Origin of the sequence: Actinacidiphila acidipaludis, assembly GCF_019890725.1 — a bacterium.
GTDB lineage: Bacteria > Actinomycetota > Actinomycetes > Streptomycetales > Streptomycetaceae > Actinacidiphila > Actinacidiphila acidipaludis.
This window is the reverse complement of the sequence record NZ_JAINZZ010000061.1, coordinates 1-11,716: the sequence shown is the minus strand read 5'-3', so window position 1 is coordinate 11,716 and position 11,716 is coordinate 1. Positions and strand designations below refer to the sequence as shown.

The 11,716-nt window shown below is 68.8% G+C and carries 12 protein-coding genes and 2 pseudogenes; 11 read left to right on the top strand and 3 right to left on the bottom strand.

The features are described from left to right. Positions 1–135: 135 nt before the first annotated feature. The 4 genes from K7862_RS30970 (at position 136) to K7862_RS30955 (ending at position 2,613) form a co-directional block, all read left to right on the top strand. Entirely contained in the window at positions 136–522 is a 387-nt protein-coding gene (locus K7862_RS30970) for a GntR family transcriptional regulator (protein ID WP_222968160.1), read from the top strand. 18 nt (positions 523–540) lie between these two features. Further along, positions 541–1,443: an ABC transporter ATP-binding protein gene (locus K7862_RS30965; RefSeq protein WP_222968159.1), complete on the top strand. Its 903-nt coding sequence runs from the start codon at positions 541–543 to the stop codon at positions 1,441–1,443. Between the two features lie 14 nt (positions 1,444–1,457). Continuing rightward, on the top strand, positions 1,458–2,054 hold the full coding sequence (locus tag K7862_RS30960) for an ABC-2 transporter permease (protein WP_222968158.1): 597 nt from the start codon (positions 1,458–1,460) through the stop codon (positions 2,052–2,054). A 172-nt stretch (positions 2,055–2,226) separates the two neighbouring features. Next, on the top strand, positions 2,227–2,613 hold the full coding sequence (locus K7862_RS30955; RefSeq protein ID WP_222968157.1) for a hypothetical protein: 387 nt from the start codon (positions 2,227–2,229) through the stop codon (positions 2,611–2,613). 47 nt (positions 2,614–2,660) lie between these two features. Here K7862_RS30955 and K7862_RS38550 read toward each other — a convergent pair. Next, positions 2,661–2,762 (bottom strand): annotated as a pseudogene (locus K7862_RS38550) (IS5/IS1182 family transposase); the annotation flags it as partial. Positions 2,763–2,967: 205 nt separating this feature from the next. On the opposite strand from K7862_RS38550, the gene K7862_RS30950 reads away from it, so the two are divergent. Then, positions 2,968–3,438, top strand: coding sequence for a hypothetical protein (locus K7862_RS30950; protein ID WP_222968156.1), 471 nt, complete (start codon positions 2,968–2,970; stop codon positions 3,436–3,438). Between the two features lie 295 nt (positions 3,439–3,733). Beyond that, the gene (locus tag K7862_RS30945; RefSeq protein WP_262414096.1) at positions 3,734–4,465 is read left to right on the top strand and encodes a DUF8832 domain-containing protein; all 732 of its coding nucleotides are present in this window, start codon (positions 3,734–3,736) and stop codon (positions 4,463–4,465) included. 218 nt (positions 4,466–4,683) lie between these two features. Here K7862_RS30945 and K7862_RS30940 read toward each other — a convergent pair whose 3' ends face one another. Further along, on the bottom strand, positions 4,684–5,256 hold the full coding sequence (locus K7862_RS30940; protein WP_222968154.1) for a TetR/AcrR family transcriptional regulator: 573 nt from the start codon (positions 5,254–5,256) through the stop codon (positions 4,684–4,686). A 104-nt stretch (positions 5,257–5,360) separates the two neighbouring features. On the opposite strand from K7862_RS30940, the gene K7862_RS30935 reads away from it, so the two are divergent. The 3 genes from K7862_RS30935 to K7862_RS30925 all read left to right on the top strand — a co-directional run bounded on the left by K7862_RS30935 (position 5,361) and on the right by K7862_RS30925 (position 7,091). Beyond that, on the top strand, positions 5,361–5,996 hold the full coding sequence (locus tag K7862_RS30935; protein ID WP_222968153.1) for a class I SAM-dependent methyltransferase: 636 nt from the start codon (positions 5,361–5,363) through the stop codon (positions 5,994–5,996). Positions 5,997–6,022: 26 nt separating this feature from the next. Continuing rightward, positions 6,023–6,694, top strand: a complete 672-nt coding sequence (locus tag K7862_RS30930) for a DUF2218 domain-containing protein (RefSeq protein WP_222968152.1) — start codon at positions 6,023–6,025, stop codon at positions 6,692–6,694. Between the two features lie 127 nt (positions 6,695–6,821). Beyond that, the gene (locus tag K7862_RS30925; RefSeq protein ID WP_308012283.1) at positions 6,822–7,091 is read left to right on the top strand and encodes an MDR/zinc-dependent alcohol dehydrogenase-like family protein; all 270 of its coding nucleotides are present in this window, start codon (positions 6,822–6,824) and stop codon (positions 7,089–7,091) included. Positions 7,092–7,371: 280 nt separating this feature from the next. On the opposite strand, the gene K7862_RS30920 is transcribed toward K7862_RS30925, so the two are convergent. Continuing rightward, the gene (locus K7862_RS30920) at positions 7,372–9,030 is read right to left on the bottom strand and encodes an FG-GAP repeat domain-containing protein (RefSeq protein ID WP_222968151.1); all 1,659 of its coding nucleotides are present in this window, start codon (positions 9,028–9,030) and stop codon (positions 7,372–7,374) included. A 515-nt stretch (positions 9,031–9,545) separates the two neighbouring features. On the opposite strand from K7862_RS30920, the gene K7862_RS30915 reads away from it, so the two are divergent. Beyond that, the gene (locus K7862_RS30915; protein WP_222968150.1) at positions 9,546–10,844 is read left to right on the top strand and encodes a carbohydrate-binding protein; all 1,299 of its coding nucleotides are present in this window, start codon (positions 9,546–9,548) and stop codon (positions 10,842–10,844) included. 444 nt (positions 10,845–11,288) lie between these two features. Beyond that, positions 11,289–11,606 (top strand): annotated as a pseudogene (locus tag K7862_RS37940) (hypothetical protein); the annotation flags it as partial. Between the last annotated feature and the right edge of the window lie 110 nt (positions 11,607–11,716).

The following is an 11,716-nucleotide window of genomic DNA, read 5'->3' as shown; positions in this document are numbered from 1 at the left end:
CATGCTGGAGCTTGCACGACCCCAGCGGGCCACCGGCTACCTGTCGGGGGGTGCCGTGCAAGGCAGACCGTAGCGTCACTAGCGTTCTTACTGTATATATTCTGCATGTACAGTTCGGGAGGATGGAGGACCGTCGTGCGGGTGGTGTTGTCCAACAGCAGCGGCGTGCCGCTCTATCAGCAGATCAAAGAGCAGATCGGCGCGGCCATCCTGTCCGGGGAACTCGCCGAGAACAGCGCCTTGCCCTCCGTGCGGGCTCTCGCTCGTGATCTGCGGATCAGCATCATCACCACCAACCGTGCGTACACCGAGCTGGCCGCCGAGGGGTTCATCGCCACGGTTCCCGGCAAGGGTGCCTACGTCCTGCCGTTGGACTCGGCGCTCGTGCGCGAGCAACTGCTGCGCCAGGTGGAGGACGGCATGCAGACCGCCCTGGACGCCGCCCGGCGGGCCGGCCTCGACCGCGAGGAACTCATCCAGATCCTGGACGGGCTGATGCGGGCCGAGCACGAGCACGCCTGAGATCAGGAGGATCCGTCAGTGTGCAGTGAGTTCGCGTTCGCCCTGCGGGGCGTGGGCGCCGAGGTGGGCAACGGCTTCGCGTTACGCGATGTGAGCTTCGAGCTGCCGACCGGCTACGTCATGGGCCTCATCGGCGCGAACGGCGCCGGCAAGACGACGACGATCCGCTGCCTGCTGGGCATGCGCGGGTTCGACACCGGTGAGATCGACCTGCTCGGCCACCGGGTGCCCGGCCCGATCGCGCTGCGCCAGGACATCGGGGTCGTGCTCGATCACACCTACCTCGTGGGCGACTGGCGACTGGCCGAGGTCGAGCGGACGCTGCGTCCCTTCTACGACCGTTGGGACGGCGACCGTTACCGGCAGTTGCTCGCGGAGTTCGGTCTGGACATGCGGGCCAAGGTCAAGGACCTGTCCCGCGGCATGGCGATGAAGCTCATGATCGCTGTGGCGCTGTCGCACCGGGCGCGGTTGCTCGTCTTCGACGAGCCGACCAGTGGTCTGGATCCTGTCGCCCGGAACGAGCTTGTCGGCATCATCGGGGACTTCCTCCTCGACGAGGGACACAGCGTCCTGTTCTCCACGCACATCACCTCCGATCTGGACCGCATCGGCGACTACCTGACGCTCATTCACGGCGGTCGCGTCGTCCGCACCGGCCCCAAGGACGAGATCCTGGACGCCTATCGAGTGGTGCGGGGCGGGCCTGAGGATCTGAGCGGCCTCATCGGGGTCGAGCTGATCGGCCTCAGGCGCACGGCTGCCGGGGCGGAAGCTCTCGTTCGCACCGAGGAAGCCACCCTTCTCGGCGGGGACGTCCTCGTCGAGGCGCCCACCCTGGAGGAGATCGCCATCCACATCGGATCGCCACCGATGAAGGCGGCAGCTACGCAGTACGGCCGAAGCGGGGCAACCACATGAGCGCCGTCGCCCGTATGACCGTGCTGCACCTGCGTACCGTCGCACCGTACCGGACTCAGGGCCTGCTGGTATTGGGCCTGTTGCTCCTGGTGCTCGCCCGCAATCCTGATCATGTCGTACCGGCGCTCGCGGTGCTGCTCGCCCCGTTGATCGCCGTACACCCATTCGTGGTCGCCGACAAGGCGGGCCTGGAGACCCTCTATGCCGTCCTGCCCCTGCCTCGCCGTACAGTGCTGCTCGGGCACTACGCCTGGGCGCTGGCGAGCTTTGTCGCCACCGTCACCGCAGGTACAGTGCCGGCCCTTCTGCTTACGCAGGCCGAGGGCGTGCCGTTCGGCGGTCGCACCCTGGCGACGATGCTGACGCTGGCCTGGGTGCTGTTCGCGGTCAACATCGCGATCCAGTTCCCGCTGCTCATCCGGTTCGGGTACGCCCGCATCAGTGTCCTGGGTACCACCATGCCGCTGGCGCTGGTCATGCTGGCGGTCTACCGGCTGCACCTGACCATTGCGTCGATCCAGGCTTGGCTGCCGCTTGTCTGGGTCGCCGGGGCAGCCGCCATAGTGACGTCCGCGGTCCTCGCGGCGCATGCGCCAAGGCCACGTGAATAGCCCGCCGTGCGTAGGGCGGCGGAGACAGCGGCGTTCCTTCGCAGCCGCGATGAACAGGCGAGTGCGACTCCCTGGCAAGGTGCTCACGTCCGATCCCCTACCCGTTCCACTTCTCCGATGGGGGCGCGGTTGCCGGGGCCTGTCCGGCGGATCACCAGGTCAAGGTGTTCACGTGAGCTACAGCATCTATCTTCAGCGGTTTTCGCATGGCGACGCTGCTCCCATGGACGATGGCTTGGGGCATGCTGTGCTGGCCCCCTACGTCGTTTCGAGGAAGCCGGAGGACGGATTCGTCCGCATTCGCGCGAACGATGGCGGCGAGGCCACGGTCTATGCCAGCCAGGGCAGCATCATGGTCGACCGCTTCGCTTGGGGTGCCGTTCTCGACATCGTGGCTGAGCTGGTCAGAGACCTGAGGGCTGTCATCCTGCTTCCTGAGGGGGTGGCCATTTTGAGCACCGCGGACGACCGCTCGCACTTGCCGGCGGAGCTTCAAGCAGACGCGGTGGTGATTGACCTCAGCGGCACCGCGATCCAAAGCGTGATCGAGAACCTTTGACCACGCCTCTGTCCTGATCGTTCACGTTCGCACCCAGAGGCGGACCCCAGCCTGCGGTGGCTGGCCCAACGGCCGCCGCGCTGCCCGGACATCGGCAGATGCGGCTTCAGCCGGGCCCACTCCTCATGCGTTGAAGCTCCCCGGCCCATGCCCATGCCAACAACCCAACGCTGCGACGGTCACCTGATCCGCCGGGCAGGCCCTAGGGTGCGCGGGCCAACGGCGAGAGACCCGCCTCACGGGAGGTACGGGGAAGGGCGGATCCAGTGGCCGTTGGTTGCGCACTCGCCACCCGGCGCGCGCGGGAAACCCCGGGGGGTATGGTGGCCGGGATCCGGGACGAGGAGGCAGTCAGTGCGCGGTGGCAGGTGGCGGGAGTCGGGCGCGGCCCGGCTGTGGGTGCTGTGTGCCGTGCTGCTCGGGCTCGTGCTGATGCACGGCAATCCGGCTGCCGCGGCCTCGGGCTGTCATGGCGCCGTGACGGTTTCCGCGGGCGCCCCCGATCCCCCCGCGACCGCCGATATGACGATGCCCGCCATGGGCAGTTCCCAGGGCGTCGATGCGGCGAGCACGGGTCCGGTCGTCGGAGTGAGTGACACGGATCACGGCGCCAGCCTTCATGACCATGCGTCGACGGAAGGCGGATCGTGCCTGGCCACACCCGCACGGGGCGGTCTGCACCTGCCGGCCCCCGGCCTGCCGGCCGGCGGTGCGCTCTCCGTTCTCCTGCTGATGAGACTCGGCGTATCGATTGCGGGTGGGCGACGCGGGCCGCCGGACAGTGGCCCGAAGCTCCTGCTGCGCGTGTGCGTGGCGCGGACGTGACAGACACACCCGGATCCGGATGACCCGGGTTCCGGGACCAGCGTCCTGTTCACGTGCGCGCTGCTGCGCGCCCGTCCGGAAAGATCACTGTCTGATGTCTGCACGCATGTCCTCTGCGCGCCGCCGTACGCTCGCGGCAACTGTCTGTTCTGCCGCCCTTGCCGGGGTCCTGGCCGCCTGCGGCTCGTCCTCCCATGCGGATCACACCTCCATGCCCGGCATGTCGCACAGCGACAGCGCCATGCCGGCCGGGCCGTCTCCGGCCACCACCTCCGCGATGCCGTCCATGCCCGGCATGGGTCCGATGCCCGCCGGCGACGGACTGTCGGAATCCGACGGCGGCTACCGCATGGCCTCCAGGACTGCACGGGTCATGGCCGGCATGGCGACGTCCTACCGCTTCACCATCAGCGGCCCCGACGGCAAACCTGTCACCTCGTTCGCCGTCGACCAGACCAAGAAGCTGCACTTCTACGCGATCCGCTCCGATCTCACCGGCTTCCAGCACCTGCACCCCGCCATGGCCGCCGACGGCACCTGGATGGCGCCTCTCGGCAATCTGCAGCCCGGAAAGTGGCGGCTGTTCGCGTCCTTCGCACCCGACTCGGGATCAGGCAAGGGCAAGGACTTCGTGCTCAGCCGGACCCTGACCGTCGCGGGTAACGCGTCCGCGACGCCGCTGCCCAAGGCCGCATCGAAGGTCACCGTCGACGGGTACACCGTGACGGTCCAGGGCGAGCTGATGGCCGGGATGGCCCACGATCTGACGGTGAGCTTCGCCAAGAACGGAAAGCCGGTCACCGACCTGCAGCCGTACCTGGACACCTACGCCCACCTGACCGCTTTCCACGCCGGTGACCAGGCCTTCGCGCACCTGCATCCGCAGACCACGGTCAACGGCGACCACGGCGGTCCTGACCTGCCCTTCCATGCCGAACTGCCCACGTCCGGTGACTGGCGGCTGTTCCTTCAGTTCCGCACCGCCGGCACCCTCCACACCGCCGCGCTGACCCTTCACGTCAGCTGAGGCTGAGCGGGCACCCGGCGGCACGAACAGGCTGATCGGGTGCCCGCCTGGCGGCCGATGCGCGTCGAGGTCCTGAACGACCTCATGTGACCCTCTGCGGCGGCCGTCCTTCCTCGGCCTCATCGGCGGCGCGGCTCTGCCGCTGACGACCGGGGCTCTTCTTCGCCGAGCGCCTTTCGTCGTGACACGGTGGTGCAGCGAACTGCTGCTGGACCGTGTCAGCGTGACGGCTGGAGTCCGGAGAGGGTGACGTCGACGAGGCGATGAACTGCCTGCTCGGAGGACAGCCGTCCGGCGGCTGACAGCGCGTGCAGGCAGTAGTCGGCCAGCTCCCCGGGCGAGACGTCGCCTCGCACCGCACCCTGCGCGGCGGCGTCGGCGATGGCGTCACGCACCAGGTCGCGCAACTGCTGCTGGGCCTGGACGACCTGCTGACCTTGATGGACGAAGGCGGCGATCTCACCGTCCTGAGGCCGCTTGTACGTGATGCGCGCGTAGCCGCGCAGGATCGCTTCCAACTGCGCCGACGGCTCTCTGGCGCGGTCCCGCGCCTGCGCGAGCTGGCCGAGGTGAGCGGCGACATGCCGCTCGTGCCACGCCATCAGGATCGACTGGACGTCGGGAAAGTACTTGTACAGCGTCGCGCGCCCGATCCCCGCCTCCTTCGCGATCTGCGACATCGTCACCGACGCCAGACCGTGCTCGGTCACGAGCGCGACGGTGGTCTCCAGGACCGTGTCCTGCACGGCGCGGCGATGCGCGTCGATCGTCTCGTCCCACAGCTTCGGCATGCCCCAAGGATACGCAACGCCGAGTTAATGACACATCGTCTTGACGAGGACAGTTTGTATCGATAAACCTGGAGGTGTCGATCGGGACGAGGAAACGAGGCTCCATGTCCGACGCGCCACCCGCCCATACCGCCGCCTCCGACGGCGCCGGCCAGCAGTCGCTGGATGCCCTGTACGCGGCCACGCCGCCCTGGGACATCGGCAGACCCCAACCGGCCCTGCTCGACCTCGCCGACAACGGAGTGCTCCGCGGCCCCCTGCTCGACGTGGGATGCGGGACCGGCGAGCACACGCTCATGGCCGCTCGGCTGGGACTCGAGGCCACCGGAATCGACCTTGCCGCGACAGCCCTGACGACGGCACGACGAAAAGCCCGGGACCGCGGCCTCACCGCACACTTCGTCCAGCACGACGTGCTGGACCTGGCTGCCCTGGAGGACCGCTTCCAGACCGTCCTCGACTCCCTCGTCTTCCACGGGTTCCATGGCCACGATCGCGCCCGCTACGTCGACTCCCTGCACGCCGTGACCGCGCCGGGCGGACAGTGCTTCGTGCTCTCCTTCCGCGACGAGCCGCCGAACCGCTCCGGACGCGTCCACAAGGTGACACCCGACGAGATCCGTGGCGCGTTCGCCGAGGGCTGGCAAGTCGACGCCATCGACCCGGTCACAGTCGACAGCTCCCTGCGCGACCTTGCGGACGGAATCCGCGGCTGGCGCACCCGCCTGACCAGGCGTTAACGAGAGCACGAATGAAAGGACCGGTCATGCCGACCGCCGAAGCTCATCTCACCACGGACCGCCCGAGCCGCTACCTCGTCCAGCTGTGCCGCCACCTGGCACAGATGAACCGTATGAGCCACGGACCGTTGCGCGGTCACGGCGCGGGCCGCACGCTGCCCGCGGTTCAGCACGTCGACTACACCGAGACGCATGGCGTGGTCCGGTTCGCCGAGGGCGAGTGGACCCTGGATGCCACCGCGGAAACGCTCTGCCTGCGCGTCGAAGCTGACGACGAACAGGCCCTGCAGCGTCTCCAGGACGCGATCAGCGCCCGGATCGAGAAGATCGGCCGCCGTGACGGACTCGAGGTGCAGTGGCGACCCGGAGGCCCCGATGCCCACCAGCGGCAGACCGACAGCGACCCAGCCAGCGGGACCCTGGGCGCACCTGGGCGTCACCTATCCCGCAGACCCACGTGGCTCCTGGCGGCGGCCGGCGCGGTGATCGTCGCGGTGCACCTCGGCATCGGCGGCGCTGCGTTGTCCCACGCGAAATGGACGGGCTGGACTGCGAACGCCGTCCTGGTGCTCCTTCTTGTCAAGCTGTTGCTCATGGGCAGCCACCTGCTTCTCGGACGTACAGCTCTGCGGCGCGAGATCGAGTCACGCCGCTGGAAGAAGCGTCACGAGCGCGGAGAAGCTGGAACCGCGAACTGAGTGCGGGCCTGCGGCAGCCGTCCGAGCAGCAGGTCGTGGCCGGCCGCAGATACCCGGTCTCCTGCGTCGCGGCCGCTCCCGGCCCGGACATGCTCACGGCCCGGGCGGGGCGGACCCGGAGCTCGAGGTGAGCGACCGTACAGCTCCCGTCGCCTCCTTGGACTTCGGCATGAAGATCATGGCGGCGTTCCAGAAGTCGATGTCCTTCGCCGCTTTCGGCGCGGCTACCGTCATCCGGGCCGACCTGAGTGCCGTACGCAGCGAGCAGTTCGCCGCAGCCGACCGGGGCGAGATCGAAGCCGTGGTGCACGAACTGCTGCCGCTGGACGAAGCTGTGCTGGCGCACCAGAAGATGGACGGGGGCGAAGTCTTCGGCAGGATCGTGCTGACACCGTAGTCACCTGCGCTCTCCCCTCGGTGGGGCGCCGGCGATGCGGGCTGGGCCGCGCCATGATGAGCGCTCTGGCGGAGGCCGCCGTGGCCCAGGGCGTCCGCACCGGTCTTCTCATGGCCAGTGAGGAAGGCCGGCGCCTCTGCTCCTCCCTCGGCTGGCATCCACGAAGCCGACGTCTTGATCGCCCGGGGGGCGGTGGTTCCCTCCAACCGGTACGGCCGGGCATCGGCCCGTGCGAGGGCGCGGTGGCGGGCACCACGACCGCGCCCTCATGTGCGCGTGTTCAGCTGAGTTCGCTGAACCCGTTCCATCCCGCGGTGCCGATCTCCCTGCGCGCACCGAACGCGGACGCGCCGTTGCCGGGGTAGAGCCACAGCCGGCCGGTCGAGTCCACGCCCACCAGGTCGGCCTTGCCGTCGCCGGTCAGGTCGCCAGGCGCCGCGAGCTTGCCGTATCCCTGCCAGCCGCCGCAGACGTAGTGCCGCGCGGCGAACGTTCCGTCCCCCCGGCCGGGATAGATGTACAGCGCTCCGCCGGGCGTCGTGGCCGCGATGTCCGTGCGGCCGTCCCCGGTGAAGTCGCCGGCGCCGACGATCCGGTTGTAGATGTTCCAGCCGGCTCCGACGTAGCGCTTTGTGCCGAACCCCTCGTTGCCGTCGCCGGGCAGCACGTACAGGCCCCCCGAGGTGGTCCGCACGACCAGGTCGGTGTTGCCGTCGCCGGTCAGGTCGCCGGGGGCGAAGAAGAGGGAGTACGAGCGGGCACCTTCGATGCCGCTGCCGTGCGGGAGGATGAGGTTGCCGTAACCGTCGTCGTAGAGGTATCCGAGCTGGCCGTTGTCGGTGAGCGCGGCCGGGTTGGTGACCCGCTTGGCACTCGCCATTCCGGTGTCGTAGTTCCACGGGTCGGCGCCGTACTTGGTGAGGGTGCCGTCGTTGTTCGCGTAGTACCAGGCGAAGTGGCCGTTGGTCAGATGGCCGACGAGGTTGTTCTTCCCCCAGGAGTAGATGCCTCCCTGGTCCGCGAAGGCGTCCGTCCTTTCCCGCATACCCGCCGTCGTGCGCGCCTTGTACGCGCCGTGGCCGTCGCCGGCGTAGAGGTACAGCGTGCCGTCGAGCGCCCGGGCGAGCAGGTCGAGATGGCCGTCGCCGTTCCAGTCGACGTCGCCGATGAGCTGGTTGTAGCTCTGCCAGGCGGTGCCGATCTGGTGGCGGGCGCCGAGCTTGCCGCCGCCGACCCCGGGGTACAGCCACAGCCGGCCCTGGATGTCGCGTGCGATGACGTCGCCGTACCCGTTGCCGTCGAAGTCGCCGGCGCCGAGTGTCTGGTCGTACATGTTCCAGCCGGTGCCGACCTTCACCCGGGCCTTGAACGGTGCGGTGGCGCTGCCGGTGCCGGCATAGAACCACAGGCTGCCGTCGTAGCCGCGGGCCAGCAGGTCCGGGCGCCCGTCGGCGTTCAGGTCGCCTGGGGTCAGCAGCATGCTGTACGCCTGCCAGCCGCCTCCGATGATCGTGGGCGACTTCGGATCGGTCGAACCCGGCCCGCCGTCGGTCGTCTCGTGCAGGCGGCTGGAGAAGATGCGCAGCTGGCCGGACGGCCGCACCGCGAGCACGTCGGGCAGGCCGTCGCCGTCGAGATCGCCGGGCGTCGCGATCTTCTGATAGTTGACCTCGAAACCCCGGACCTGGGTGTCGCCGCCGCCGATCATGGTCTCCGCGCCTGTGCGCCACAGCACCGCCAGCCGGTCGAACGAGTCGAGGCCGACAAGGTCGCTCCTGCCGTCCCCGTCGAAGTCGTTCGGCGCCTTGGCGGCCGTCGCCGCGGTCGCGGGCGCGGCTGAGGACATCGGTGCCACCGCCACGCTGCCGAGCACGGTTCCGGCCGCCAGGGCGGTGGCGACGGCTGTTCTGAGCAGGCGCAATGGACGTCGAGCAGTCATGGGCTCCCCCCAGGGATGCGTGTAGATCGGTGCATCATAGGGCCCGGCGCACCCGGAACTGCGAGGGGGTCGTCGGCATACGAACGAACTGGGGCCGATCTTCATCAGTGACTGCTGGAACCGGCAGCCGGCAGCATCTGCCTCCGCTGACTCCGGAGAGCACTCTGAAACGATGAGTCGGCGGGACGCGTCCGACCGTCTCGTCAGCCCTCCCGGACTGCCACACCGACGGCGCAGCTCCGGCTCCAGGGCGATGGATACGACATACGGTGACTTGCCCGGCGGACGCCACGCGATGCGGCCAACCGGCCGATGCGGCCGACTACTTGTGAAGCCCTGTGAAGCCCTGTTGAAGCCTTGACCGGCTCGCCAGCCACCCCTATAACATGGTCTGGACCAATCAGCTACCTGGTCAAGACCACTCCGTTTCCCCCACATTCACAGCGGCTGCCTTGCCGTCCACGGCCTTGCGAGGGCCGCGGCGGCCGAAGCTCCGCTCACCCCCGGGAGGGTCCATGCGAGTCGGACAGCACATTCTGCGGAAAGCTCTGGTCGCCGGCTCGGCACTCGGGCTGACAGTCGGCGGCGTGGCCTTCGCCGTGGCCTCGGCGCCCACCGCCCAGGCGGCCGCCACCTGCGCCTCGGCGTGGAGCTCCGGAACCGTCTACACCGCCGGCCAGCAGGCGAGTGAGAACGGGATCAACTACACCGCCAACTACTGGACCCAGGGCAACGACCCGGCGACCAGCAACGGCGGAAGCGGCTCCGGACAGCCGTGGACGTCCAACGGGGCGTGTACCGGCGGAGGAGGCGGCGGAACCGGGGGCACGGGAGGCACCGGCGGAACGGGCGGCGGCACGGGTACGGCCAGCGGACTGCTCTTCAGCCCGTACAAAGACGTGACCATCAACATGAACTGGAACACCTACCAGATGCAGTCGGCCGCGGCCGGCTCCGTCCAGCCGGTGGTGGGCTCCGGCAGCCTGGTGTCGCAGCACCTCCAGAAGCTGCCCGCACTCACCGTCGCGTTCGCCACCGGCGCCTGCGGCAGCGAGAACTGGGGCGGCGTGTCGGGCGCCAACTGGGCCGCCGAGAACGTGCCGCAGCTCCACGCCGCCAACCTGAACTACGTGGTGTCGACCGGCGGTGCGGCCGGCACCTTCACCTGCGGCTCGACGGCGGGCATGGAGTCGTTCATCGCCCGCTACGCCAGCCCGAACCTGGTCGGCGTCGACTTCGACATCGAGGGCGGCCAGTCCGCGTCGGACATCCAGAACCTGGTCACCGCGGCGGCCGGGGCGCAGGCGCAGTACCCGAACCTGCAGTTCTCGTTCACCCTCGCCACGCTGGGGGCGTCCGACGGCAGCTACGGCGGCGTGAACTCGCTCGGCAACACGGTCGTCAGGGCGGTGCTCGGCTCGAGTCTGAAGAAGTACGTCATCAACCTGATGACCATGGACTACGGCAACGCGTCCAGCAGCGTGTGCGTCGTCACCTCCGGCAGTTGCCAGATGGCGCAGTCGGCGATCCAGGCGGTGAAGAACCTGGAGCACACGTACGGGGTCCCGGCGAGCAAGATCGCCGTCACTCCGATGATCGGCATGAACGACGCGACCAGCGAGACCTTCACGGTCGCGGACGTGAGCACGCTGACGTCGTACGTGGTCAGCAACGGCCTGGCCGGGCTGCACTACTGGTCGCTGGACCGCGACACGCCCTGCTCCGCCTCGTACGCCTCGCCCACGTGCAACTCGATCCCCAGCACCACGCCGCTCCAATACACCAACAAGTTCCTGAGCGCCCTCGGGGTCTGACCCTCGAAGACTGATCGATCGTCAAGGGACGGGTCGCGTACGGATTATCGTGCGCGGCCCGTCCTCTTCGTTCCGAACGACGGCGACGGCGAACCAGGCGCAAGGTCCGTTCCCGGAACTACGGATTTTCCTATGACCTCCGGGCTCTTCGCCCCACGAGCGGGTGTCTGGCGCGTCCCACGGCAGGACGGTGAGCTGGTGCCGCATCAGACAACGTTCGCCCGGTCCTGACGTGTCGTCCGGTTGCAGCGCCGGGCGACACCGGACGGCCAGAATGATCATGTGACTGAGCGCGTGCAGCTCCCGGAGAGACGACGACGAGGGCAGACAGCGCGGACCGGGGCCGGGATGTGCTCCACGACGTCAACGCGGACGGCTTCGACTCGCTCTACCCCAGGTACAGGGGTGCCGCTGCCCCCGCATCGAAGCTGCCGGCCCCTTGTGGTGCTGGCGGCAGTCATCGGACTGAACTTGGGCATCGGCGACAGCCTGGACAACGCCCTCATACAGACCTCGGCCGAGCCTGCCCATCTTGGCCGTGTCACCTCCGTCGTCGTGCTCACCATGGTCGGCCTCGCACCCCTCAGCTATCCGGTGGTGGGCGCCGCCATCGCCCTGTCCTCCGGGGCAGTACGGCACGTCGAGCTGCCCCGTCGGGTAGCACACTCATCGGGCCGGCGGACAGCGCGGAAGCCGTCCAAGCTCCCTGCGGCTCGGGCAGAACCCGCAGAACCGAATCGGTGGAGACTGATTGTCATGTAGCTCGGGGGCTGCCTTGGACTGCGAGGTGGTCGGACCAGTTGCCTCCGGCAAGCCTGGCGCAAGGTTCGGCTGTGAGGCAGCACGACCTTGCCGTCCGCGCAGCCCGCAAC